Origin of the sequence: Streptomyces sp. NPDC090445 (genome assembly GCF_044769385.1) — a bacterium.
Classification (GTDB): domain Bacteria; phylum Actinomycetota; class Actinomycetes; order Streptomycetales; family Streptomycetaceae; genus Streptomyces.
The window spans coordinates 96,785-121,799 of sequence record NZ_JBIVXV010000021.1; the positions used below are offsets into that span (position 1 = coordinate 96,785).

The 25,015-nt window shown below is 72.7% G+C and carries 22 protein-coding genes and 1 pseudogene; 16 read left to right on the forward strand and 7 right to left on the reverse strand.

All coding sequences use genetic code 11. The features are described from left to right. Positions 1-167 precede the first annotated feature (167 nt). Positions 168-1,760, forward strand: coding sequence for a phosphoglycerate dehydrogenase (serA, locus tag ACIQUT_RS29920; protein WP_403567324.1), 1,593 nt, complete (start codon positions 168-170; stop codon positions 1,758-1,760). A gap of 126 nt (positions 1,761-1,886) precedes the next feature. Here the strand turns inward: serA and ACIQUT_RS29925 are convergent, their stop codons facing one another. Continuing rightward, positions 1,887-3,461: an MFS transporter gene (locus ACIQUT_RS29925; RefSeq protein ID WP_403567326.1), complete on the reverse strand. Its 1,575-nt coding sequence runs from the start codon at positions 3,459-3,461 to the stop codon at positions 1,887-1,889. An 89-nt stretch (positions 3,462-3,550) separates the two neighbouring features. On the opposite strand from ACIQUT_RS29925, the gene ACIQUT_RS29930 reads away from it, so the two are divergent. Continuing rightward, entirely contained in the window at positions 3,551-4,183 is a 633-nt protein-coding gene (locus ACIQUT_RS29930; protein WP_403567328.1) for a TetR/AcrR family transcriptional regulator, read from the forward strand. A 103-nt stretch (positions 4,184-4,286) separates the two neighbouring features. On the opposite strand, the gene ACIQUT_RS29935 is transcribed toward ACIQUT_RS29930, so the two are convergent. Further along, positions 4,287-5,648, reverse strand: coding sequence for a PucR family transcriptional regulator (locus ACIQUT_RS29935; protein ID WP_403567330.1), 1,362 nt, complete (start codon positions 5,646-5,648; stop codon positions 4,287-4,289). A gap of 201 nt (positions 5,649-5,849) precedes the next feature. Between ACIQUT_RS29935 and ACIQUT_RS29940 the strand changes: the two genes are divergently transcribed. Continuing rightward, positions 5,850-6,776 carry a proline dehydrogenase family protein gene (locus ACIQUT_RS29940; protein WP_403567333.1) on the forward strand — a complete coding sequence of 309 codons (927 nt, stop codon included), beginning with the start codon at positions 5,850-5,852 and terminating at the stop codon, positions 6,774-6,776. Positions 6,777-6,796: 20 nt separating this feature from the next. Continuing rightward, the gene (gene pruA, locus ACIQUT_RS29945) at positions 6,797-8,428 is read left to right on the forward strand and encodes an L-glutamate gamma-semialdehyde dehydrogenase (protein ID WP_403567335.1); all 1,632 of its coding nucleotides are present in this window, start codon (positions 6,797-6,799) and stop codon (positions 8,426-8,428) included. Positions 8,429-8,542: 114 nt separating this feature from the next. Here the strand turns inward: pruA and ACIQUT_RS29950 are convergent, their stop codons facing one another. Beyond that, positions 8,543-9,244 carry a nitroreductase family protein gene (locus ACIQUT_RS29950; protein WP_403567337.1) on the reverse strand — a complete coding sequence of 234 codons (702 nt, stop codon included), beginning with the start codon at positions 9,242-9,244 and terminating at the stop codon, positions 8,543-8,545. An 87-nt stretch (positions 9,245-9,331) separates the two neighbouring features. On the opposite strand from ACIQUT_RS29950, the gene ACIQUT_RS29955 reads away from it, so the two are divergent. Next, on the forward strand, positions 9,332-10,039 hold the full coding sequence (locus ACIQUT_RS29955) for a tyrosine-protein phosphatase (RefSeq protein WP_403567339.1): 708 nt from the start codon (positions 9,332-9,334) through the stop codon (positions 10,037-10,039). Beyond that, a complete protein-coding gene (locus ACIQUT_RS29960; RefSeq protein WP_403567341.1) occupies positions 10,036-10,587 on the forward strand; it encodes a GNAT family N-acetyltransferase in 552 nt (183 codons plus the stop codon). The genes ACIQUT_RS29955 and ACIQUT_RS29960 overlap by 4 nt, the downstream gene beginning before the upstream one ends. A 137-nt stretch (positions 10,588-10,724) precedes the next feature. On the opposite strand, the gene ACIQUT_RS29965 is transcribed toward ACIQUT_RS29960, so the two are convergent. Beyond that, entirely contained in the window at positions 10,725-11,738 is a 1,014-nt protein-coding gene (locus ACIQUT_RS29965; protein WP_403567343.1) for an NADP-dependent oxidoreductase, read from the reverse strand. 101 nt (positions 11,739-11,839) lie between these two features. Between ACIQUT_RS29965 and ACIQUT_RS29970 the strand changes: the two genes are divergently transcribed. The 4 genes from ACIQUT_RS29970 to ACIQUT_RS29985 all read left to right on the forward strand — a co-directional run bounded on the left by ACIQUT_RS29970 (position 11,840) and on the right by ACIQUT_RS29985 (position 15,584). Next, on the forward strand, positions 11,840-12,748 hold the full coding sequence (locus ACIQUT_RS29970; protein ID WP_403567345.1) for a LysR family transcriptional regulator: 909 nt from the start codon (positions 11,840-11,842) through the stop codon (positions 12,746-12,748). A 256-nt stretch (positions 12,749-13,004) separates the two neighbouring features. Beyond that, positions 13,005-13,139, forward strand: coding sequence for a hypothetical protein (locus ACIQUT_RS29975; RefSeq protein WP_403567347.1), 135 nt, complete (start codon positions 13,005-13,007; stop codon positions 13,137-13,139). Positions 13,140-13,229: 90 nt separating this feature from the next. Continuing rightward, positions 13,230-14,270, forward strand: a complete 1,041-nt coding sequence (locus tag ACIQUT_RS29980) for a 3-isopropylmalate dehydrogenase (protein WP_403567348.1) — start codon at positions 13,230-13,232, stop codon at positions 14,268-14,270. 228 nt (positions 14,271-14,498) lie between these two features. Continuing rightward, positions 14,499-15,584 carry a branched-chain amino acid aminotransferase gene (locus tag ACIQUT_RS29985; protein ID WP_403567350.1) on the forward strand — a complete coding sequence of 362 codons (1,086 nt, stop codon included), beginning with the start codon at positions 14,499-14,501 and terminating at the stop codon, positions 15,582-15,584. A gap of 90 nt (positions 15,585-15,674) precedes the next feature. On the opposite strand, the gene ACIQUT_RS29990 is transcribed toward ACIQUT_RS29985, so the two are convergent. Both ACIQUT_RS29990 and ACIQUT_RS29995 read right to left on the reverse strand, forming a co-directional pair. Continuing rightward, positions 15,675-15,830 carry a hypothetical protein gene (locus ACIQUT_RS29990; protein WP_403567379.1) on the reverse strand — a complete coding sequence of 52 codons (156 nt, stop codon included), beginning with the start codon at positions 15,828-15,830 and terminating at the stop codon, positions 15,675-15,677. 35 nt (positions 15,831-15,865) lie between these two features. Beyond that, positions 15,866-16,189 (reverse strand): annotated as a pseudogene (locus ACIQUT_RS29995) (cytosine permease); the annotation flags it as partial. Positions 16,190-16,335: 146 nt separating this feature from the next. Here ACIQUT_RS29995 and ureA point away from each other — a divergent pair. The 6 genes from ureA (at position 16,336) to ACIQUT_RS30025 (ending at position 23,966) form a co-directional block, all read left to right on the forward strand. Next, positions 16,336-17,094, forward strand: coding sequence for an urease subunit gamma (gene ureA, locus ACIQUT_RS30000; RefSeq protein ID WP_403567352.1), 759 nt, complete (start codon positions 16,336-16,338; stop codon positions 17,092-17,094). Beyond that, a complete protein-coding gene (locus ACIQUT_RS30005) occupies positions 17,091-18,824 on the forward strand; it encodes an urease subunit alpha (RefSeq protein WP_403567354.1) in 1,734 nt (577 codons plus the stop codon). Before ureA ends, ACIQUT_RS30005 begins: the two co-directional genes overlap by 4 nt. 78 nt (positions 18,825-18,902) lie before the next feature. After that, positions 18,903-19,949, forward strand: coding sequence for an agmatine/peptidylarginine deiminase (locus ACIQUT_RS30010; RefSeq protein ID WP_403567356.1), 1,047 nt, complete (start codon positions 18,903-18,905; stop codon positions 19,947-19,949). A 61-nt stretch (positions 19,950-20,010) separates the two neighbouring features. Next, positions 20,011-20,619, forward strand: a complete 609-nt coding sequence (locus tag ACIQUT_RS30015; RefSeq protein ID WP_403567357.1) for a TetR/AcrR family transcriptional regulator — start codon at positions 20,011-20,013, stop codon at positions 20,617-20,619. A 281-nt stretch (positions 20,620-20,900) separates the two neighbouring features. After that, positions 20,901-22,529 carry a citramalate synthase gene (gene cimA / locus ACIQUT_RS30020; protein WP_403567359.1) on the forward strand — a complete coding sequence of 543 codons (1,629 nt, stop codon included), beginning with the start codon at positions 20,901-20,903 and terminating at the stop codon, positions 22,527-22,529. 114 nt (positions 22,530-22,643) lie between these two features. Beyond that, complete coding sequence (locus ACIQUT_RS30025) at positions 22,644-23,966, forward strand: hypothetical protein (protein ID WP_403567360.1); 1,323 nt, start codon at positions 22,644-22,646, stop codon at positions 23,964-23,966. Positions 23,967-23,999: 33 nt separating this feature from the next. Here ACIQUT_RS30025 and ACIQUT_RS30030 read toward each other — a convergent pair whose 3' ends face one another. Next, entirely contained in the window at positions 24,000-24,611 is a 612-nt protein-coding gene (locus ACIQUT_RS30030) for a YceI family protein (protein ID WP_403567362.1), read from the reverse strand. Between the last annotated feature and the right edge of the window lie 404 nt (positions 24,612-25,015).

The window sequence follows — 25,015 nt, forward strand, 5'->3', positions numbered from 1 at the left end:
CGGACGGGTGATCCTTCCGCACAGGCGGAAATCCGGTCGGGATCCGCTACTACACTGCTCAACACAACGCGTCAGGCCCACAGTGTCGTGCGTCTTCCACGCGGCTACCCCCTCCACCGCCTGCGGCCGTCGGGACGGCCGTCCGCACTGGACTTGTGAGGACCCACGTGAGCTCGAAACCTGTCGTACTCATCGCCGAAGAGCTGTCGCCCGCCACCGTCGAGGCGCTCGGCCCGGACTTCGAGATCCGACACTGCAACGGCGCCGACCGCGCCGAGCTGATCCCGGCGATCGCCGACGTCGACGCCATCCTCGTGCGCTCGGCCACCAAGGTCGACGCGGAGGCCATCGCCGTCGCGCGGAAGCTGAAGGTGGTCGCCCGCGCCGGCGTCGGCCTCGACAACGTCGACGTCTCCGCCGCCACCAAGGCCGGCGTGATGGTCGTGAACGCCCCGACCTCCAACATCGTCACCGCCGCCGAGCTCGCCTGCGGCCTGCTCGTCGCCTCTGCCCGCCACATCCCGCAGGCCAACACGGCCCTGAAGAACGGCGAGTGGAAGCGCAGCAAGTACACCGGCGTCGAGCTCAGCGAGAAGACCCTCGGCGTCGTCGGCCTCGGCCGCATCGGCGTGCTGGTCGCCCAGCGCATGTCCGCCTTCGGCATGAAGGTCGTCGCCTACGACCCGTACGTGCAGCCCGCGCGCGCCGCCCAGATGGGCGTCAAGATGCTGACGCTGGACGAGCTGCTGGAGGTCGCCGACTTCATCACGGTGCACCTGCCCAAGACCCCCGAGACCATCGGTCTCATCGGGGACGAGGCCCTGCACAAGGTGAAGCCGTCCGTCCGCATCGTGAACGCCGCGCGCGGCGGGATCGTGGACGAGGCCGCCCTGTACGCGGCGCTGAAGGAGGGCCGCGTCGCCGGCGCCGGCCTCGACGTGTACGCGAAGGAGCCCTGCACGGACTCCCCGCTCTTCGAGCTCGACCAGGTCGTCTGCACCCCGCACCTCGGCGCGTCCACGGACGAGGCCCAGGAGAAGGCCGGCATCTCGGTCGCCAAGTCGGTGCGCCTCGCGCTCGCCGGCGAGCTCGTGCCGGACGCGGTCAACGTCCAGGGCGGTGTCATCGCCGAGGACGTCCGCCCGGGCCTGCCGCTCGCCGAGAAGCTCGGCCGCATCTTCACGGCCCTCGCGGGCGAGGTCTCGGTCCGCCTGGACGTGGAGGTCCGCGGCGAGATCACCCAGCACGACGTCAAGGTGCTGGAACTCTCCGCCCTCAAGGGTGTGTTCGAGGACGTCGTCGACGAGACCGTCTCGTACGTCAACGCCCCGCTGTTCGCACAGGAGCGCGGCGTCGAGGTCCGCCTGACCACCAGCTCGGAGTCCCCGGACCACCGCAACGTGGTGACCGTGCGCGGCACCCTGTCGGACGGTCAGGAAGTCTCGGTCTCCGGCACCCTGGCCGGCCCCAAGCACCTGCAGAAGATCGTCGGCGTCGGCGACTACGACGTGGACCTCGCGCTCGCCGACCACATGGTCGTCCTGCGCTACACCGACCGCCCGGGCGTCGTCGGCACCGTCGGCCGGATCCTCGGCGAGGGCGGGCTGAACATCGCGGGCATGCAGGTGGCCCGTGCGGAGGAGCACGGCGAGGCGCTCGCCGTCCTCACCGTGGACGACACCGTTCCGCAGGCCGTGCTCACGGAGATCGCGGAGGAGATCGGCGCCACCTCGGCCCGGTCGGTGAACCTGGTCGCCTGACGGCGCGCCGACCGCGGCCCGCCGCGGGCGGTATCGATCGGCATCGGCATACGGGAAGGGCCCGGGGAGTGTCCCCGGGCCCTTCCCGCGTGTACGCGCTCGCCGCGGCCTGCTCGCCGTGGCCGGTCAGCGGGCGGCCTCCGCGAGGCCGGGCGCTCCGGCGGCGGGGGCCTCGGCGGCGGGCATCCCTGCGGCGTGGCCTTCGGCAGCCGCGGCGGGACCGGCGGACCGGCGCAGCAGCGCCGCCGCGAGCACGGCCGTCACCAGCAGCAGGGCCGCTCCGCCCAGGGCCGCGTACGCCATCCCGTGCACGAAGGCCTCGCGGGCCAGGGCCAGTACCCGCTCGCCGGCGGGACCGCCGAGCCGCTGGGCGGTGGCGACCGCACCGCCGAGGGTCTCCCGTGCGGCAGGGTCGGCGCCGGCCAGGTCGGCCCGGTAGACGGCGGTGCCGATGCTGCCCAGGAGGGCCATGCCCAGGGCGCCGCCGAACTCCGTGCCGGTCTCCAGCAGGGAGGCGGCCGAGCCGGCCTTCTCGGCCGGGGCCGCGCCCAGGGCCAGGTCCGAGACCAGGGACATCACCGTGACGATGCCGGAGGACAGCACTCCGGCGGCGGTGAGCAGCAGCCACAGGGAGTCGGTGCCGACCAGGCTGATCATGGCGAAGCCGGCGGCGGCGAGGACGAAGCCGCCGGCGATGACGTACGCCCGGTCGGTCTTCCGGGCGAGGACGCCGGCGACGGGTGCGGCGGCGCCGATGGCGACCGACGGCGCGAGGCTCCAGAGCGCGGCCTCCAGGGTGCCCATGCCGAGCACCGACTGCAGGTACTGGGTGGTGAAGTAGGCCGAGCCCAGGGCGGCGAACGCGGCGACGGCGTTGAGTGCGATGCCCGTGCCGAAGACCCGGCTGCGGAACAGCGACCGGTTGATCATGGCGTCCTCGCGGCTGCGCTGGCGGCGCAGGAAGGCGTACCCGACGACCAGGCCGGCGCCGATGCACAGGCCCCGGGCCGCGGTGAAGCCCTCGGCGGCGATCTCCTTGAGGCCGTACACGACGGGCAGGACGGCGCCCATGGACAGCGGCACGCTCAGCAGGTCGAACCGGCCGGGCGCCGGGTCCTTGAACTCGGGCACCAGGACAGGGGCGAGCGTCAGCAGGAGCAGCATCGCGGGCACGTTGACGAGGAAGATCGAGCCCCACCAGAAGTGGTTCAGCATGACGCCGCTCATGACCGAGCCGAGCGCGATGCCGCCGGTCATGGCCGCGGACCAGATGCCGATGGCCTGGGCGCGCTGCCGGTCGTCGGGGAAGAGGTTCCGGACGAGGCCGAGCGTGGAGGGCATCAGGGTCGCACCGCCGATGCCGAGCAGGATGCGGGCGGCGATGAGGAGTTCGGCGCTGGGCGCGTAGGCGGCGAGCACGGAGGCGAGGCCGAAGGCGGCCGCGCCGATCAGCAGCAGCCTGCGGCGGCCGATCCGGTCGCCGAGCGAGCCCATGGTGATGAGCAGTCCGGACAGGGCGAAGGCGTAGCTGTCGAAGATCCAGAGCTGCTGGGTGGCGCTCGGGTCGAGCTCCCGGGTGATGGCCGGGATGGCGAAGTAGAGGACGGAGGCGTCCATCGAAACCAGGAGCAGGGGCAGCAGGAGGACGGTGAACGCGGTCCATTCCCGGCGGCCGGCGCGGCGTACGGCGGAGTTCGTCATGACGAGAAATGTACAAGCGTCATAAACGCTTGTCTAGGACGTCTGTGTGGATCGTTTGTCTTGGACGCTTGTCTTGCTACGGTGGGCGCATGGGACACCGCGAAGACCTCCTTGAAGGCGCCAAGAAATGCCTGGCCGAGAAGGGTTTCGTGCGGACGACCGCGCGGGACATCGTCAATGCGTCGGGCGCGAACCTCGCGTCGATCGGCTACCACTACGGCTCCAAGGACGCCCTGCTGACGCAGGCGTTCGTCGAGCTCGCCCAGGAATGGGGCGACGCCTTCACGCCGGACGTCACGGGTGAGGGCGGATCGCTGGAGCGCTTCCGGTCCGTCTGGGACGGCATCCTCGGCCGGCGCGAGCAGGCGGCCCCCATGTGGGCGGCCAGCATGGAGATCGCGCTCAGCCGCGACGCGCTGCCGGAACTGCGCGAGATGCTCCTGGCGGCGGAGCCGGAGGGCCGCAGGGGGCTGGCCTCGATGTTCACCGGGATTCCGGAGGACGAGCTCGAAGAGCGGGACGTGCGCACGCTCGGCGGGCTGTACCAGGCCCTGCTGACCGGCGTCATGGCGCAGTGGCTGTACGACCCCGAGAGCGCGGTCACCGCGGAGGAGCTGACCGAGGCGATGCGGCGGGTGGCGGAAGGCGTGGTGGGTGTCGAGGGGGCCAAGGGAGCCGAGGGAGCCGTGGGCGCCAAGGGTGAGGGGGGCGTTGAGGGCTGACGGGCCGTCGGTCTGTGCGCTCCGCGGGGAGTCCGGTCATGACACTGCGGGCCGGTGGGGGCTGGGCGCGCAGTTCCCCGCGCCCCTGAGGGGTGCTGCCGGTTCAGCGTTGGCGTGGCTGCGGGTTTTGGTGGCCGTGCAGGCGGGACGTCTTGAGGGACATGTGGAGCAGCAGGCGGTCCTCGCCCTCGTCCAGGTCGAGCCCGGTCAGCTGCTCCACGCGGGACAGCCGGTAGTACAGGGTCTGGCGGTGGATGCCCAGCGCAGCCGCCGCGCGGCCCGCCTGGCCGGCGCAGTCCAGGAACACCTCGGCGGTGCGGACCAGTTCCCCGTGGGCGGGGGAGAGCAGGGTGCGGACCGCCGGGTCGTCCGCCGGTTCCGCGGCCGCCAGCGCGGACAGCATCCGGTACGGGCCGATCTGCGACCAGCGGGCCACCGGCCCGAGCCGCGGCTGGGCAGCGGCCGCCCGGGCCGCCGCCGCGGCCTGCTCCCAGGCGTCGGCCAGCCGCGCCAGCCCCGCCGACGGCTCGGCGATCCCGGCCGCCGGCCCGGTTCCGGCCGGGGACGTGCCCGCGGCCCCCGCCGCCCGCTCCGGGGCCGGCGTACGGGCCGGGGCTCCGGCCGGGCTGCCGGGGGCGGCCGCGTGCGCCGCCGCTGCCGCCCGGGCGGCCGGGGCCGCGGCGGTACGGGCGCCGCCCGCGGCTCCCGGGCCGGTGCCGGGCGGGAGCAGCCGGGCCGCGACCGCCTCGGCCGGGGTGAGGACGTCCGCCGAGCGCAGCCGGACCAGCACCGCCAGCGCCTGCTCGGGGCCGCCCACCGCGGCGGCGGCGCCCTCGCCGCGCCCCCGCCCCGGAACCACGCACACCGCGGCCGCGCCCGGCACCGACGCCGGGGCCTCGCCGGACCAGGGGGCCACGCACACCACCGCGTGCAGCCCGTCCGCCGCAGCGGGGCCCAGGGCGGCCCGCAGCGCGGCCACGGCCATGTCCTGCTGCCAGCCCCGCCCGGCCGTGATGACGGCCAGGAACTCCCGGGACAGGTCGGCCCCGGCCTTCGCCTCCTGCGCGAGCAGGACCCCGATCCGGTCGGCCACCTCCATGGCGGCGGCCAGCGCCTCCGGGCCCGGGCCGGGTTCCCGGTCGAGCAGCCACACGTAGCCCTGGACGATCCCGCGGTAGCGCACCGGCAGGCAGATCCGCCCCCGGAAGACCCCGGCGTCCGGCGCCGCCGGGATCCGCACCGGGCCGGTGGCCCGGGCGATGCCGAAGCCCTCGAACCAGGACCGCACGGCCGCCGTGGACTGGCGGGTCAGGATCGAGCGGGTGCGCACCGGGTCCATGGCGAGGTCGTCGTCGCTGTCGTGCGCGCCGAAGGCGATCAGGCGGAAGTCCCGGTTCTCCAGCGTCGCCGGGGCGCCGAGCAGCGCCGAAATCTCGTCCACCAGATCCTGGTAATCGCCCTTCACCCGGACATTCTCCCACCGCGGAGCAGGGGCTTCAGACACATGTATGAGATCGCGGCCACGGATGCGTGACAGCTGTCGATGGCCGAGGATCGGGTCCATCCTTAGGTTTCACGGTGGTTTTGCTTGCGTTTTCCTGACGGCCTCCGCGCCACCCCCGACGGGGTGCCGGACGCCGCTTCTGCCACCTGTTGGAGGTGCCCCGTGCTGGGTCCCGCGATCCTCGCCGCCTCGCGCAGCGACAAGATGCGCCGAATCGTCTCTGCCGCCCCGGTGACCAAGCCCGTGGTGACCCGGTTCATCCCCGGCGAGACGGTCGACCAGGTCATCCCGATCGTCGAGGACCTCGCGCAGAAGGGGCTGGAGGTCACCCTCGACGTGGTCGGCGAGGACATCACCACGGTGGAGCAGTCCTACGCCGCCCGTGACGCCTACCTGGAGCTCATCGGCCGGCTGAAGGAGCTGGAGCTGGGCGAGCGGGCCGAGATGTCGGTCAAGCTCTCCATGTTCGGCCAGGCGCTGGAGGGCGGCCACGAGCTCGCCCTCGCCAACGTCCGCCCGGTCGTCGAGGCCGCCGCCGCGATCGGCACCACCGTCACCCTCGACGCCGAGGACCACACGACCCTCGACTCGATGTTCGCCATCCACGAGGAGCTGCGGAAGGACTTCCCGCAGACCGGATGCGTCATCCAGGCGTACCTCTTCCGCACCGAGGCCGACGCCCGCCGCCTGGCTGCCAACGGCAGCCGCGTCCGCATCGTGAAGGGCGCCTACAAGGAGCCCGCCGAGGTCGCGTACCAGGACAAGGGCGAGATCGACAAGGCGTACGTCCGCATCCTGAAGATCCTGATGGACGGCGAGGGCTACCCGATGATCGGGTCGCACGACCCGCGCCTGATCGCCATCGGGCAGGAGCTCGCCCGGGCCGCCGGGCGCAAGCTGGACGAGTACGAATTCCAGATGCTGTACGGCATCCGCAGCGAGGAGCACCTGCGGCTCGCCGCCGAGGGCCACCGCATGCGCGTCTACACCGCGTACGGGACGGACTGGTACGGCTACTTCATGCGCCGCCTGGCGGAAAAGCCCGCCAACCTGCTCTTCTTCCTCCGCTCGATGATCACCAAGAACTAGGTCAAGGAGTTACCCGACCCATGGATGCTGTGACCCAGGTCCCCGCGCCGGTCAACGAGCCGGTCCACTCGTACGCCCCCGGCAGCGCCGAGCGCACGCGTCTCGAAGCGCAGCTCAAGCAGCTGTCCGAGAACCCGATCGACCTGCCGATGACGATCAACGGCATCAAGCGGATGGGCGGCGGCGAGCGCTTCGACGTGGTCCAGCCGCACGACCACAAGTCGGTGATCGGCACCTACGGCAACGCCAACCGGGCCGACGCCCAGGAGGCCATCGACGCCGCCCTCGCGGCCGCCCCGTCCTGGCGTGCGCTGTCCTTCGACGACCGCGCCGCGATCATCCTCCGCGCCGCCGAGCTGCTGGCCGGCCCGTGGCGCGAGAAGCTGGCCGCGTCCACCATGCTGGGCCAGTCGAAGACCGCCCAGCAGGCCGAGATCGACACCCCCTGCGAGCTCGTCGACTTCTGGCGCTTCAACGTCCACTTCGCCCGCCAGATCCTGGCCGAGCAGCCGGTCGCGAACTCCGCCGGCGTGTGGAACCGCAGCGACCACCGCCCGCTCGAGGGCTTCGTGTACGCGATCACCCCGTTCAACTTCACCGCCATCGCCGGCAACCTGCCGACCGCCCCCGCCCTCATGGGCAACGTGGTCGTCTGGAAGCCGTCCCCGACGCAGACCCACTCCGCGGTCCTCCTGATGGAGCTCCTGGAGGAGGCCGGCCTGCCCAAGGGCGTCATCAACCTGGTGACGGGCGACGGCATCGCCGTCTCCGAGGTGGCCCTGAACCACCCCGAGCTCGCCGGCATCCACTTCACCGGCTCGACCAAGACCTTCCAGTACCTGTGGAAGACGGTCGGCAACAACATCGAGAACTACCGGTCCTACCCGCGCCTGGTCGGCGAGACCGGCGGCAAGGACTTCGTCGTCGCGCACCCCTCCGCGGACCGCGCCGTCCTGAAGACCGCCCTGACCCGCGGCTCCTTCGAGTTCCAGGGCCAGAAGTGCTCGGCGTCCTCGCGCGCCTACGTCCCGGCCTCCATCTGGAACGACGGCTTCAAGGAGGCCTTCGCGGCCGAGGTCGACGGCATCTCCATGGGTGACGTCCGCGACCTGACCAACTTCATCGGCGCCGTCATCGACGACCGCTCCTTCGCGAAGAACAAGGCCGCGATCGACCGCGCCAAGGCCGACCCGACCTGCACGATCGTCGCCGGCGGCACGTACGACGACTCCGAGGGCTACTTCGTCCGCCCGACCGTCATCGAGTGCACCGACCCGGAGAACGAGGTCTTCACGACCGAGTACTTCGGCCCGATCCTCGCCGTGCACGTCTACGAGGACGACACGTTCGACGAGATGCTGGCCCAGATGGAGTCGGTGTCCGCCTACGCGCTGACCGGCTCGATCATCGCCGGCGACCGCCACGCCGCCGCCGACGCGATGGAGAAGCTCCGCTTCGCCGCGGGCAACTTCTACATCAACGACAAGTCCACCGGCGCCGTCGTCGGCCAGCAGCCCTTCGGCGGCGGCCGCGCCTCCGGCACCAACGACAAGGCGGGCGCCGCGAGCAACCTGCAGCGCTGGGTCTCCACCCGCTCCATCAAGGAGACCCTGGTCCCGCCGACCGAGTACGGCTACCCCCACATGGGCTGACCGTCCTCGGCAGGGCCGACCGCCCCGCCGAACCCCGCCCCCGCTCCGGTACCCCCAAGCCCGGAGCGGGGGCGGTATCCATTTCCGGGCCCGCCCACCCCGCCGTGGTGCGGCTCAGACCTCGAACAGGACCTGGTCCAGGGACTTGCGGACCAGGCCGGGGACCTCGCAGTCGTCGGCCGGGTAGCCGACCGGGATCACGGCGAAGGCCTTCTCGTTCTCCGGGCGGCCCAGCACGTGGGAGAGGAAGCGCATCGGGCTCGGCGTGTGGACCATGGCGGCCAGGCCCGACAGGTGCAGGGCCGTCAGGAGCATCCCGACCGCGATGCCGACCGACTCGTCCACGTAGTAGTGCTTGCGCTTCTCGCCGTCGGCGCCCAGCCAGTAGCGCTGTTGGAAGACGACGATCAGGGCCGGGGCATCGGTGAGGTGGGTCTTGACCGCGTCCGTGCCGAGGGGGCGCAGCGCCGCCAGCCACTCGTCGCCGAGCCGGCCGTCGTAGGAGATCTCCTCCTCCTGCTCGGCCGCGGCGCGGATCCGCCGGCGCACGGCCGGGTCCTTGACCAGGACGAAGGTCCACGGCTGCTGGTGCGCCCCGGACGGCGCGGTCGCCGCGCACGCGACGGCATCGCGGACGACCTGCTCGGGTACCGGGTCGGAGGAGAAGTGGCGTACGGTGCGCCGCTCGTCCATCCGCGTACGCAACTCGGCGGCGCGCACCAGGGATTCGCTGCTCGGCATCCGCTCGGGCCGGTAGGCGACGGGCCGGTACGGCTCGCCGTGGGTCGGGGTCCAGTGCTGGGCGCTAGGTGACATGGGGCGAGTGTGCCGAGGGGGAACCGCACGGGCCAGGACCGCGTCCCGAACGTCTGTCCGTTGTGTGACGACAGGGGGGTATTGGCGATGACGAGCACCGGCCGTTTCCTGGACTGGGAAGGCTGCTTCAACGTCCGCGAGCTGGGCGGCCTGGGGAAGGTGGCGCCGGGCCGGGCGGTCCGGGCCGACGCCCTCGACCGGCTCACCGCCCGCGGCTGGACCGCGCTGGCCGACCACGGGGTGCGCACCGTCGTCGACCTGCGCAACGACGGCGAGGCGGAAGCGGACCGCGCACCCCGCCCGGCCGGGCTGAGGACCGTCCGCATCCCGCTCGACGGGATCGAGGACCGGGAGTTCTGGGACGAGTGGTGGGGGCGTCCGGGTTTCGGCACCCCCGCCTATTTCCGGCCTTTCCTCTCCCGCTTCCCCGAGCGTGTCGCCGCCGTCGCCGAGGCCGTCGCCGACGCCCCGCCCGGAGGCGTGGCCTTCCACTGCGGCCTGGGCCGCGACCGCACCGGCATCATCGCCCTCGTGCTGCTGCGCCTGATGGGCGCGGACCCCGGGGAGATCGCCGACGACCACGGGCTGAGCGAGCCCCGGGTCCGCGCGATGTACGCCGCGCGGGGGCGCGCGTACGACAGCACCGAGATCGAGGAGTACGTCGCCGGGCTCGGAACCACCGTGCACCGGCTCGCCCGCGACACCGCGCGGTGGCTGGACCCCGGGCCGTACCTGCGCGCGGGTGGCCTGAGCACGCCGGTGCTGCTGCGGTTGTGCCGGAGACTGGGGGGATGAGCGATACGCCGGTGATACGGCTCGCCCACACCTCGCAGTTGGGGGAGGACGAGCTCGACGGGATCAGGCAGCTGCTCGACGAGGCCTTCGACGGGGACTTCGGCGAGGAGGACTTCGAGCACGCCCTCGGCGGCATGCACGCCCTGGCGTACGGGCCGGGCGGGGAACTGCTCGCGCACGGCAGCATCGTCCAGCGGCGGGTGCTGCACGCCGGGCGGGCGCTGCGCTGCGGCTACGTCGAGGCCGTGGCCGTACGCCCCGGGGCGCGGCGGCGGGGCCTGGGCGGCGCCGTCATGGCGGAGCTGGAGGAGGTCGCGGCCCGGGCGTACGTGCTCGGCGCCCTCTCCGCCTCCGACGAGGGGGCCGCGCTGTACGAGAGCCGCGGCTGGACGGTGTGGGGCGGGCGGATCGGGGCGCTCTCGCCCGACGGGCCGGTCCGCCTCGCCGAGGAGGAGGGGACGACGTACGTGTGGGTGCCCAAGGGCGCGGCCCTGCCGGACCCCGCCGAGGGGCTGTGGTTCGACTGGCGGGACGGGGACGTGCTCTGACGCTCCGCCGGTGGTCCGGTCATGCCGGTGGTCCGGGCATACAACCGCGGGCCGGTGGGGGCCGGTCGCGCAGCTCCCCGCGCCCCTTGCGGGGCGCGGTACCGCACCGCCGTCGACTCCGCTGCGGACTGCCGGTCTCAGTCGTCGAGACGGACCAGCATTTTGCCCGTGTTGTCCCCGCGGAGCACGCCGAGGAAGGCCTCCACCGTGCGGTCGATCCCCTGGACGACGGTGGTGTCGGTGCCGACGCGGCCGCTGCGCAGGTGCGGGACGACGAACTCCTCCAGCTCCTCCTGCAGATCGGTGTGGTGGCGGACCAGCACCCCTTCCAGGCGCAGTGACTTGTGCACCACCTCGAAGAGGTTGCGCGGCGCGGCGGGCGAACGGTCGCCGTTGTACATGGAGATGCCGCCGACCCAGGCGATCCGCCCGAACTCGCGCAGCGAGCCGATCGCGCCCTCCAGGTGGTCCCCGCCCACGTTGTCCACGTAGACGTCGATGCCGTCGGGAGCCGCCTGCGCCAGCTGCTCGCCGACCGGCCCGTCGTGGTAGTCGAAGGCGGCGTCGAAGCCGAGCACCCCGGTCAGGTGCCGGACCTTCGCCGCGGAGCCCGCGCTGCCGATGATCCGGCGGGCGCCCATCAGCCGGGCGAGGTGTCCGACGGCGGTGCCGACGCCGCCCGCCGCGGCAGAGACGAAGAGGTCCTCGCCCTCGCGCAGGGCCGCGGTCCGGGTGAGGGCCGCGTACGCGGTCAGGCCGGTGCCGCCGAGGATGCTCAGGTACGCCTCCAGCGGGACCCCCTCGTACGGCCGCAGGAGGCGGGTGCCCTCCACCCCGAGGGTGACGAGGGCGTGGGTGCGCCAGCCCTCGCGGTGGAAGACCAGGTCGCCCTCGCGCAGCCCCGGGTCGCGGGAGGCGAGCACGCGGCCCACCGAGCGGCCCTCCAGCGGGGTGCCCAGCTCGAAGCCGTCCTCGCCGCCGTCCATCAGCCCGCGGTGGTACGGGTCCACGGAGAGCAGCAGGTTCTGCACCAGGGCGGTGCCCGGGGCCGGCTCCGGGACGGCGGTGCGCACGAGGGCGAAGTCGGAGGCGGCGGGGAAGCCGGTGGGGCGGGCGGTCTGGTGCACGGCGTAAGCGGTGTTCGCGGTCATGGGAAGGACCGTAGGAAGGAATCGGCGGGCCGGGCAGAGGGTTGCGATCATGGAAGTCGCAGTTCCATGAAACCTGCTCACAGGACGAGGTGGGAGACCCCATGACCGCACCCGGACCGGCCGAACTCGCCCCGCGCGAACTGCGGATCCTGGTCGCCGTCGCCGAGACCGGCGGCTTCTCCGCCGCCGCCGTCCGCCTCGGCCTCACCCAGTCGGCCGTCTCCCACTCGGTGCGCGGCAGCGAGGCCAAGATCGGCGCGGTCCTCTTCGACCGCGGCCGCGCCGGTGCCTCGCCCACCGCCGCGGGGGAGCGGGCCGTGGCCCTCGCCCGGCGGATCCTCCGGCTGTACGAGACCCTCGGCTCCGAGGTGCGCGCAGCCGGGGCCGCGGCCGGCGGCGGCGACCGCGACGCCCTCCGGGGCGTGCTGCGCATCGCGGCCTTCCGCAGCGCGGCCCTGCACCTGCTGCCGCCCGCCCTGGACCGGCTCGCGGCCCGGTACCCCGGCATCCGACCGGAGGTGCGGGTGGTGCGCGAGATCGGCGCCGGCACGGCGGGGGAGGTGGCCGCCGGCCGCGCCGACCTGGCCGTCGCCACCCTGAACGCGGACGGCTCCGGGCTGCCGCCGGGCCTGCTGAGCGGGGTGCTGGTGGAGGAGGCGTACGCCCTGGTCCACCCGGCGGGACACGCCGACCCGAGGTCGCTGCCGCTGCTGGACTGGGACGAGAACTGCGGCTCGTACACCCGCGCCTGGTGGCGGGCCCAGGACTGGATCCCCTGCGCCACGGTCAAGGCGGAGGACGACGGGATGGTGCTCACCATGGTCGGGCGCGGGATCGGGATGGCGATCATGCCCGAGCTGTCGCTGCGCGAGGCGGACGACTCCGTCGGCATCACCGGTCTGGGCCCGTCGGGGCCGGTGAGACGCGTGGGATACGTCACTGCCCCGGAATCCGCTGCCACTCTCGCCGTCAGGGCTCTGATCAGGGAACTTCGCTCCGCCACGGCCTGAAAACGGATGCCCGGGGAGATCCTTCCGAGGGCGTGCGCGTCTCAGATAGTAGGAAGTCCGAGTAATTGCGGAGACATACAGCGGGACCTGCCCTAGCTTTGTAGGAGCCGAACGTCTCGCTGATCAGGCGAATGGCGGCCGACGACGCGCGCCCCCGGCAGGCAACCCCTGCGGCGCAGCGCTCCCGCCCTTTCCGGCGCCTTGAAGGATTCCCTCATGCGGCCCCTCGTGCCGCGCTCTCAAGGAGTCGATCACCATGACGAAGACCTCCCCCGCCTCCGCCCGCCGCGTCCGCCGCTCCGCCACGGCCGACGCCGACCGCAAGAACGCCGCCGCCGCCCTGCAGCGCGCCCTCGACCGCCGCGACAACGGCGGCTCGGCCGGCCACTGACCCCGTCGCACCCCACCCGGGCGGGACATATTGCGTCCGCATGGTGGACGCAATATGTCTGAAGCTTGGGACAGGGAGTACGGTTCCGACATGTCGACCAGCATCAATCTCGCAGTGATCCCCGGTGATGGCATCGGCCAGGAAGTCGTGGCTCAGGGCCTCAAGGTCCTTACCGCGGTCCTGCCCCAGGATGTGAAGCTGGAGACCAAGGAGTACGACCTCGGCGCCCGCCGCTGGCACCGCACCGGTGAGACCCTCCCGGACGCGGAGCTGGAGGCGCTCAAGCAGCACGACGCGATCCTGCTCGGCGCCATCGGCGACCCGTCGGTCCCGTCCGGCGTCCTGGAGCGCGGGCTGCTGCTCAAACTGCGCTTCGCCTTCGACCACTTCATCAACCTGCGCCCCTCGAAGCTCTTCCCGAACACGGCGACCCCGCTCGCCGGCCGTCCGGAGATCGACTTCGTCGTGGTCCGCGAGGGCACCGAGGGCCCGTACACCGGCAACGGCGGCAGCCTGCGCACCGGCACGCCCGCCGAGGTGGCCACCGAGGTCAGCGTCAACACCGCGTACGGCGTCGAGCGCGTCGTCCGCGACGCGTACGAGCGGGCCAACGCCCGCCCGCGCAAGAAGCTGACGCTGGTCCACAAGAACAACGTCCTCGTGTACGCGGGCCACCTGTGGAAGGGCATCTTCGACAAGGTCGGCCGGGAGTACCCCGAGGTCACCACCGACTACCTGCACGTCGACGCCGCGACGATCTTCTTCGTCACCCAGCCCGAGCGCTTCGACGTGATCGTCACGGACAACCTCTTCGGCGACATCCTCACCGACCTGGCCGCCGCCGTGACCGGCGGGATCGGCCTCGCCGCCTCCGGGAACATCAACCCGACCGGCGCCTTCCCGTCCATGTTCGAGCCCGTCCACGGCTCGGCCCCGGACATCGCCGGCACCGGCAAGGCCGACCCGACCGCGGCGATCCTGTCCGTCGCCCTCCTGCTGCGCCACCTCGGCCACGAGGACCGCGCCGCCCGCATCGAGGACGCCGTCTCCGCCGACCTCGCGGAGCGTGACGGCACCTTCCGCACGACCGACCGGATCGGCGACGCGATCGCCGCACGAGTAGCCGGCTGACCCGGCAGCCCCACCCAGGAAGCCGCCGGGTCGCGCGACTGACGCACCCGGCGGCTTTTCCTGTGCGGTCCCGGGTGCCACCATCTCCCCTGGGCCGCACTCCCCGCTTCTCCGCGGACGGCTCGCGCGCGATAATCGAACGCGAGACCGCGGAATGCGGGGAAGCTCGGACGTCCTGTACGCCGTGAGCGCGGTCCGCCATACACAACCGGTGAAGGACATGCACTCATGACGATGCCCACGATCGAGCTCAAGCCCTCCTCGAACCCGCTGTCCGACACGGAGCGCGAGGCGATCCTGGCCAGCCCCGGCTTCGGCCGCCACTTCACCGACCACATGGTGACGATCAAGTGGACCGAGGGCCGCGGCTGGCACGACGCGGAGCTGGTCCCGTACGCGCCGCTGTCGATGGACCCGGCGAACATGACCCTGCACTACGCGCAGACGATCTTCGAGGGGCTCAAGGCCTACCGCCAGCCCGACGGCAGCGTCGCCACCTTCCGCCCGGAGGCCAACGCCGAGCGCTTCCAGGCCTCCGCCCGCCGCATGGCGATGCCGGAGCTGCCGACCGAGCTGTTCATCGAGGCCTGCGACGCGCTCATCAAGCAGGACAGCGCCTGGGTGCCCTCCTCCGGTGAGGCCTCCCTCTACCTGCGGCCGTTCATGTTCGCCACCGAGGTCGGCCTCGGCGTCCGCCCGGCCAACGAGTTCCTCTTCATGGTCATCGCCTCCCCGGCGGGCGCCTACTTCGCCGGCGGCGTCAAGCCCGTCTCCGTCTGGCTCTCCGAGGAGTACGTGCGCGCCGTCAAGGGCGGCACCGGCGCCGCCAAGACCGGCGGCAATTACGCCGCGTCCCTCGTCGCCCAGGCGCAGGCCGCCTCGCACGGCTGCGACCAGGTGGTCTGGCTCGACGCCGTCGAGCACCGCTGGATCGAGGAGATGGGCGGCATGAACCTGTACTTCGTGTACGGGGACCGCATCGTCACCCCGGAGCTGACCGGCTCGCTCCTGCCGGGCATCACCCGCGACTCGCTCCTCACCATCGCCCGCGACCTCGGCTACACGGCCGAGGAGGGACGCATCTCCACCGAGGACTGGAAGCGCGACAACGAGAACGGCACCCTGACCGAGGTGTTCGCCTGCGGCACCGCCGCCGTCATCACCCCCGTCGGCTCCGTCAAGTCCGAGCGCGCCGACTGGACCCAGGGCAACGGCGAGCCCGGCGAGGTCACGATGAAGCTCCGCAAGGCGCTGCTCGACCTCCAGACCGGCCGCACCGAGGACACCCACGGCTGGATGCACCCGCTCGGCTAGCCGTCCCCGCTCGAACGAACCGGAGGCCCCTGCGCGATGCGCGGGGGCCTCCGGTCGTCATCCGCCGGCAGGGGAGGGCGGGGAGCGCGGTCAGCGCTCCTCGTCCGCCTCGCCCTCGCGCCGCTTCTTCTTGCGGTCGTCGCCCGCCCCGTCCGGGCCGAGGGGTATCAGCGACTCGCCCAGCACGTAGGCCAGGCCGGCCACACCCCTGACGATCTTCCCCGCCACGTACACGAGCTCTTCCACGACGCCTCCCCGCTTTCCTTCCGCCTTGCACGTCTGCAGTCCACCCCGCCGGTGAGGGCCCACAGTGGGCCCTCGTACAGCGGGGTCGACACCGCGGCCGGGCCGACCGCCGCACCCGCCGCCCAGGAGGCGGTGGCGCGGAGGTTCCACCCGCCGCTGTACCAGTAGACGCCGCTGCGGGCCGGGCGGTTGAACACCTGGAGGGATTCGGCGTCGTACCGGCCGCGGCAGCGACGGTGGCCGATCGGCGTGATGGCCGCCCAGGGCGCGCCGATCGCGGTCAGCAGCACCACCATGCCGAGGGAGAGCAGCTCGCTCATGCGCAGCAGCAGCCGGTATCCGAAGACGGTCGCGACCACGGTTGGCAGGGCGGGCTGTGGTGGCACTGTATTTGAGCGCTGCTCAATGTGGCCTAGCCCTTTCCCTGAGGTCAATCATTCCCGGACAGCGATCGAAGAGTTAGAGTGATGCTCTAACTCGTCGACGGCAAAGGTGGTGGATCGGCGTGCGGCTGACTCCTACGGAGCGCGACCGGCTGCTGCTGCGCAGCGCCGCGGAACTGGCCCGGGCCCGGCGGGCCCGGGGCCTCAGGCTCAACGTCCCCGAGGCCACCGCGATCGTCGCGGACACGGTCTGCGAGGCCGCACGCGACGGCAAGCGCCTGGCGGAGGCCGTCGAGGAGGCCCGCGGCGTGCTGGGCGCCGCCGACGTCCTGCCCGGCGTGGCCGACGTGGTCACCGAGGTGCACGTGGAGGCCGTCTTCGACGACGGCTCCCGCCTCGCGGTGGTCCCGGCGCCGATCCGGGGCGCGGTCCCCCTCGGCGACGACGCCCCCGGGGCGGTCGTGCCCGGCCCCGGGACCCCGCAGCCGGAGCCGGCGGTGCGCCTGCGCGTGCGCAACACCGCCTCCGTCCCGGTGAGCGTCACCTCCCACTTCCACTTCTTCGAGGCCAACCCCCGCCTCGACTTCGACCGCGCCGCCGCCTACGGCATGCGCCTGTGCGTCCCCGCCGGCTCGTCCGTCCGGTTCGATCCGCACGGGGAGGCCGACGTCGGCCTCGTCCCCATCGGCGGCGACCGCATCGCCGTCGGCTTCGCCGGGCTGGTCGACGGCCCCCTGGACGCCCCCGGAGCCAAGGCGCAGGCCCTGGCCAGGGCACGGGCCTGCGGCTACCTCGGCGCCCACGACGGCGAAGGCGGTCACAGCGACCAAGGCGACCCCGCCGACGGAGACCCGAACGGCCCGGAAGGAGCCACCCCATGAGCAGGCCCGACCGGCACAGCGACCACTGCGCGCCGGGCAGCCGGCACATCGACCCGCACGAGTACGCCGCCGTCTTCGGCCCCCGCGCCGGGGACCGGGTCCGGCTCGGCGACTCCGGGCTCACCGTCCGCGTCGAACACGACGCGCAGGCCCCGGGCGACGAGTTCCTGGCCGGCTTCGGCAAGACCGCCCGCGACGGCCTGCACCTCAAGGCCGCCGCCGTCCGGGAGACCTGCGACGTCGTCATCAGCAACGTGCTGGTCATCGACGCCGTCCTCGGGATCCGCAAGGTCTCCGTCGGCATCCGCGAGGGCCGCATCCACGCGATCGGCCGGGCCGGCAACCCCGACACCCTCGACGGTGTGGACGTCGTCGTCGGCACCGGCACGAGCATCGTCTCCGGCGAGGGCCTGATCGCCACCGCCGGCGCCGTGGACACCCACGTCCACCTGCTCTCCCCGCGCATCATGGAGGCCTCGCTGGCCGCCGGCGTCACCACCGTCATCGGCCAGGAGTTCGGCCCCGTCTGGGGCGTCGGCGTCAACTCCCCGTGGGCGCTGAAGCACGCCTTCAACGCATTCGACGCGTGGCCCGTCAACATCGGCTTCCTCGCCCGCGGTTCGTCCTCCGACGCGGCCCCGCTGGTCGAGGCCCTCGCCGAGGGCGGCGCCTCCGGCTTCAAGGTGCACGAGGACATGGGCGCCCACACCCGGGCCCTGGACACCGCGCTGCGCGTCGCCGAGGAGCACGACGTCCAGGTCGCCCTGCACTCGGACGGCCTCAACGAGTGCCTCTCCGTCGAGGACACCCTGCGCGTCCTGGACGGCCGCACCATCCACGCCTTCCACATCGAGGGCTGCGGCGGCGGGCACGTCCCCAACGTGCTGAAGATGGCGGGCGTGCCGAACGTCATCGGCTCCTCCACCAACCCCACCCTGCCCTTCGGCCGGGACGCGGTCGCCGAGCACTACGGAATGATCGTCTCCGTCCACGACCTCAAACCGGACCTCCCCGGCGACGCCGCCATGGCCCGCGACCGGATCCGCGCCGGAACCATGGGCGCCGAGGACGTCCTGCACGACCTGGGCGCGATCGGCATCACCTCCTCCGACGCCCAGGGCATGGGCCGGGCCGGCGAGACCGTCCGCCGCACCTTCGCCATGGCCGCCAAGATGAAGGCCGAACTCGGGCCGCTGGCCGGCGACGGCGAGGGCGACGACAACGCCCGCGTCCTGCGCTACATGGCCAAGCTCACCATCAACCCGGCCATCGCGCACGGACTCGCGCACGAGATCGGCTCCATCGAGGTCGGCAAGCTCGCCGACATCGTGCTGTGGCGCCCGCAGTTCTTCGGCGCCAAGCCCCAGCTCGTCCTCAAGTCCGGCTTCCCCGCGTACGGGGTCACCGGCGACCCCAACGCGGCCACCGACACCTGCGAACCGCTCGTCCTCGGACCGCAGTTCGGCTCGTACGGGGCCACCGCCGCCGACATCTCGGTGGCCTTCGTCTCCGCGGCCGCTGCCGCCCTCGGCTCCGACGCCATGCCCACCCGCCGACGCCGCGTCGCCGTGCGCGGCACCCGCGGCATCGGCCCCGGGGACCTCCTGCTCAACTCCCGGGTGGGCGCGGTCGACGTGGACGCGCGCAGCGGGCTCGTCACCCTCGACGGCGAGCCGCTGCGCTCCCCGGCGGCCGACTCGGTCTGCCTCAACCGCCTCTACTTCCTCTGACCGGCACAGCCTCTGACCGGCCCAGCCCCTGACCGGCCCAGCCCCTGACCGGCACAGCCCCTTAAGGACACCCCTGCCATGACCAAGCCCGCCGCCGACGGATTCCGGATGCCCGCCGAGTGGACGCCCCACGAGCGCACCTGGATGGCTTGGCCGAGCCCCAACCCGACCTTCACCGACGAGCGGGAGCTCGCCGGGGCCCGCGCGGCCTGGGGCGCCGTCGCCCGCGCGGTGCGCGCGTACGAGCCCGTGACCCTCGTGGTGTCCCCGGGCGACGCCGAGGGGGCCCGCGCGGTCGCCGGCGCCGGCGAGGGCCACCCGCTCACGGTGGTCGAGCGCGAGCTCGACGACGCCTGGATGCGCGACATCGGCCCCACCTTCGTCACCGACGGGAGCGGCGGGCTGGCGGCCGTCGACTGGACCTTCAACGGCTGGGGCGCCCAGGAATGGGCCCGCTGGGAGCACGACTCGAAGATCGCCCGGCACGTCTCGGACCTCGCCGGCGCCCGCACCTTCAGCACCCCGCTCGTCAACGAGGGCGGCGCCGTCCACGTCGACGGCGAGGGCACCGTGCTGCTCACCGACACCGTCCAGCTCGGCCGGGGCCGCAACCCCGGCTGGACCCGCGAGCAGGTCGAGGCCGAGATCCACGCCCACCTCGGCACCACCCAGGCGATCTGGCTGCCGTACGGCCTGGCCGGGGACTACGGCACCTACGGCACCCAGGGCCACGTCGACATCGTGGCGGCCTTCGCCCGGCCGGGCGTGGTGATGGTGCACACGCAGCCCGATCCGGCCCACCCGGACCACGAGCGCTGCAAGACGATCGCCGACCTCCTGCGCGCGGCCACCGACGCCCGGGGCCGCCGGCTGGAGGTCGTGGAGATCCCGGCGCCGACGGTGCTGGAGGAGGACGGGGAATGGGTCGACTACTCCTACATCAACCACTACCTGTGCAACGGCGGCGTGGTGCTGTGCGCCTTCGACGACCCGCGCGACGAGGAGGCGGCCGAGATCTTCCGGGGCCTGTTCCCGGAGCGGACCGTCACCCTCGTCGACGCACGTACGATTTTCGCCGGGGGCGGCGGCATCCACTGCATCACCCAGCAGCAGCCGAAGGTCTGACCGGAGGCGGACCGGCAGCGCAACGACAGCGCAACGACGGCGGAACGACGAGGAGCAGCCCATGGCGGCGGACGGAGCACGCGCGGCACGGAAGAACGCGCCGCCGCGCGAGGACGTCCTCGCCGCCGCCATGGCCACGATCGCCGCGCGCGGCCTGGACGGCCTCACCATGGCGGGCCTGGGCCGCGAGGTCGGCATGAGCAGCGGCCACCTCCTCTACTACTTCGGCAGCAAGGACGAGCTCCTGCTGCAGACCCTGGAGTGGAGCGAGGCCGCGCTCGGCGCCGAGCGGCGGGCCCTGCTCGCCCGCCGCGGGCCGGCGCGCGAGCGCCTGGACGCGTACGTGGACCTGTACGTGCCCGATGAGGCCCGGGACCCGCACTGGACGCTGTGGCTGGAGGTCTGGAACCGCTCGCAGAACGCCGGCTCCGGCGAACGCGACCGGCAGGCCGCCATCGAGGGCGCCTGGCACCGCGACCTGGTGGCGCTGCTCGCCGAGGGCGTCTCGCGCGGCGAGTTCCGGCCGCTGGACCCCGACCGCTTCGCGGCCCGGCTGCGGGCCCTGCTGGACGGGTTCAGCATCCAGGTCGCGGTCGGCCTGCCCGGGATCGGGCGGGAGGGCATCCTGGCCCACGTCTCGGAATTCCTGGACGAGTCTCTCGTATCGTGAGACGCCCCCGGCGTCGGGCGGCGCCGTGTGACACACTGCGAACGTGCTTGCTCAGTTCGTGATTATCGGCAGCAGCGCGCCGGTCCGCAGTGGCCGCTGAACCGTGGAAGACCTTCGCGGGGGCGGCCACCGTGCCCCAGACCCGCGCGCAGACCTCTCGCACCCGCGAGGGGTCTTTTCGTTTACCGGCTCGCATCCTGCCGGGAAGGCGATGCGCGCGATGATGGGGGCAGTGGAACCCGGGCATCCGGAACCACTCATCCGACAGGAGTCAGACCAGCATGACGACGACAGAGGCGACAGCGCCGGAAGCGGCCCGGGGACCCGACGATGCCTTCCACGTCTTCGACACCACGCTGCGCGACGGCGCCCAGCGTGAGGGCATCAACCTCACCGTCGCGGACAAGCTGACGATCGCCCGGCACCTGGACGAGTTCGGAGTGGGCTTCATCGAGGGCGGCTGGCCGGGCGCCAACCCCCGCGACACCGAGTTCTTCGCCCGCGCCCGCGCCGAGATCCGGTTCAAGCACGCCCAGCTCGTCGCCTTCGGCGCGACCCGGCGGGCGGGCGGCTCGGCCGCCGCGGACCCGCAGGTGCGGGCCCTGCTGGAGTCCGGCGCCCCGGTGATCACCCTGGTCGCCAAGTCCCACGACCGCCACGTCGAGCTCGCCCTGCGCACCACCCTCGACGAGAACCTGGAGATGGTCCGCGACACCGTCGCCCACCTGGTCGCCCAGGGGCGGCGCGTCTTCGTCGACTGCGAGCACTTCTTCGACGGCTACCGCGCCAACCCCGAGTACGCCAAGTCCGTGGTCCGCACCGCCCACGAGGCCGGCGCCGACGTGGTCATCCTCTGCGACACCAACGGCGGCATGCTGCCCGCGCAGATCGGTGCCACCGTCTCCACCGTGCTCGCCGACACCGGGGCCCGCCTCGGCATCCACGCCCAGGACGACACCGGCTGCGCGGTCGCCAACACCCTCGCCGCCGTCGATGCGGGCGCCACGCACGTCCAGTGCACCGCGAACGGCTACGGCGAACGCGTCGGCAACGCCAACCTCTTCCCGGTCGTCGCCGCCCTGGAGATCAAGTACGGCCGCCGGGTGCTGCCCGACGGCGCGCTCGCCGAGATGACCCGCACCTCGCACGCCATCGCCGAGGTCGTCAACCTGACCCCGTCCACGCACCAGCCCTACGTCGGCGTCTCCGCCTTCGCGCACAAGGCGGGCCTGCACGCCTCGGCCATCAAGGTCGACCCGGACCTCTACCAGCACATCGACCCCGAGCTCGTCGGCAACACCATGCGGATGCTGGTCTCCGACATGGCCGGCCGCGCCTCGATCGAGCTCAAGGGCAAGGAGCTCGGCGTCGACCTCGGCGGGGACCGCGCCCTGATCGCCCGGGTCGTCGAGCGGGTCAAGGAGCGGGAGCTCGCGGGCTACACGTACGAGGCCGCCGACGCCTCCTTCGAGCTGCTGCTGCGCGCCGAGGCGGAGGGCCGCGCCCGCAAGTACTTCCGCACGGAGTCCTGGCGGGCCATCGTCGAGGACCGCCCGGACGGCACCCACGCCAACGAGGCCACGGTCAAACTGTGGGCCAAGGGTGAGCGGATCGTCGCCACGGCGGAGGGCAACGGACCGGTCAACGCGCTGGACCGGGCCCTGCGGGTGGCCCTCGAACGCTTCTACCCGCAGCTGGCCAAGTTCGAGCTGACCGACTACAAGGTCCGCATCCTGGAGGGCACCCACGGCACGGAGTCCACGACCCGCGTCCTGATCTCCACCACGGACGGCACCCGCGAGTGGTCCACCGTCGGCGTCGCCCCGAACGTGATCGCGGCCTCCTGGCAGGCGCTGGAGGACGCCATCACCTACGGCCTCCTGCGCGCGGGCGTCGAGCCCGCAGAGTGACCGGCCGCCCGGTGGGCCGTGCCGCAGCACGCGCCGCGGTACGCGCCGCCGCCGGGAGCCGTCTCTTATGTCCGACTCACACGGAAAACCGGTGGTTCCGGTAGCGTCGGGAGTATGAGGAGCAGGCTGATATCCGTACTTCCCGGGCTCCTGCTCGCCCTGTCTGCCGGCGTCCTCGCGACCGCCCCGCAGGCGTCGGCGGCGACCGGGCCCGAAGCCGTCGCGGAGGCCCTCAAGCAGGGTCCCGTCCACGTCGACCCGCGCGCCGCCGCGCAGCTGCCGAAGGACGAGGCGGACGCGCTGGCGAAGAAGATCAAGGACGCCGACAAGCCCGTCTTCGTCGCCGTGCTGCCGAACTCCGCGGAGTTCCCGGCCGACAGCGTGCTGCGCACGATCCGCACCGAGACGGGCATCACCGGGCTGTACGCGATCCGGCTCGGCGACGGGTTCAACGCCGGCGCCGACCCCGCGGTCATGCCGCCCAACGCCGTGCGCAACCTCACCGACGCGGTGAAGGCGGGCGGGCCGGTGGACGCGGCCACGCAGCTGAACAACTTCGTCGACCAGGCCCTCCCCCAGGCCAGGGGCTCGGCCCCGGCCTCCTGGAGCGGCGGCGCCGGCACCGGCGGCGGCGTCCCGGTCGGCGGGCTCGTCACCCTCGGCGCGGTCGCGCTGATCGGCGGCGGCGGTGCGTACGCGCTGGTCCGCCGCAACCGCAGGAAGAAGGAGGAAGCGGAGCGCGAGGCGGTGGAGAAGCTCCGCACGGTCGTCGACGAGGACATCACGGCCTTCGGCGAGGAGCTCGACCGGCTGGACTTCCACCCCGCGGAGCCCGGCGCCGACGACGCCATGCGGGCGGACTACTCCCGGGCCCTCGACTCGTACGAGAAGGCCAAGGACATCATGGCCGCGGTGCAGCATCCGCAGGAGGTCACGGGAGTCACCCAGGCCCTGGAGGACGGGCGTTTCGCCCTGGCCTCCCTGGACGCGCGGCGCCGGGGCAGGGCGCTGCCCGAGCGGCGTCCGCCCTGCTTCTTCGACCCGCGGCACGGGCCCAGCACCGAGGACGCCGACTGGGCGCCCGCGGGCGGGGCCGCCCGCGGCGTGCCCGTGTGCGCGGCGGACGCCGTCCGGCTGCGCGAGGGCCGGGACCCGATGGTCCGGACGGTGGACACCGAGTACGGGCCGCGCCCCTACTACGACGCCGGCCCCGTGTACGGCCCGTGGGCCGGCGGGTACTTCGGCGGGGGCGTGCTCCCCGGCCTGCTGGTGGGCACCCTGCTGGGCTCGATGATGTCGTCCGGCCACGCCTACGCCTCCGACTTCGGCGGCGGTTTCGAGGGCGGGGACTTCTCCGGTGCCGACTTCGACCCCTCCGGCTTCGGGGGAGGGGACTTCGGCGGCGGCGGGGGCTTCGACGGCGGGGGCGGCTTCTAGAGCCGCCCCCGGATCCGGCGGTGGTGGCGGTGCTCAGCCCTGCCGGACGGCCGAGATGTCGAAGGTCAGCCTCACCTTGTCGCTGACCATGACACCGCCGGCCTCCAGTGCGGCGTTCCAGGTCAGGCCCCAGTCCGAGCGCAGGATCTCGGCGGAGCCCTCGAAGCCGACGCGCTCGCTGCCGTAGACGTCCGTGGCGGAGCCGTTGAACTCCAGGTCGATGGAGAGCGGCCGGGTGACGTCCTTGATCGTCAGGTCACCGGTGATGCGGTAGGTGTCCGCGCCGACCCTGGCCGCCCCGGTGGAGCGGAAGGTCATCAGCGGGAAGGCGTCGGCCGCGAAGAAGTCCTCGCTGCGCAGGTGGGCGTCGCGGTCGGCGATGCCCGTGTCCACGGAGGCGATCTTCACGTCGATGGTGGCGGTGGAGCGGGCGGGGGTGCCGCCGTCCAGGTGCAGCGAGCCGGAGTAGTCGCCGAAGCTGCCGCGGACGTTGGTCACCATCGCGTGGCGGACGGTGAAGCCGATGCTGCTGTGGGCGGTGTCGATGACGTAGTCGCCGGTGAGGGCGGCCAGGGCCGGGTCCGCGTCGAGGGTGGCGACGGCGGTGGCGGTGTCCTGCTGGCTGCGGCGGGTGAACAGACCCATGACTCTCTCCTCGGTGGGGGTGGTGCTGTCGAAGTTGTTTAACCTTCAACGAGAACGACCGTAGACCCATTCCGTTCAAATTTCAACATCCGGTCGGGGTGTCAGGCTGTTTTGTGGGACCCCCACAACCGGCGACCGTCTCGCCTGGTGGTCTTCGCGCCCCGCTCCGCGGTTCTGTGCGGGCCGGACAGCGGAACACGGCCGAGACTGTGTGGAACCAACGGAGGTTTTTCATGGTCGGCTTCGTAAGGTCGGTACATGACCGTTGTGGACCAGACTCCGAGCGAGCCGACGGACGCCCGCGGGCGCGTGGCCGAGCTGCACTCCCTGCGCGAGCAGGCGCGGCGTGGACCGAGTGACCGGGCGACCGAGGCCCAGCACGCGAAGGGCAAGCTGACGGCGCG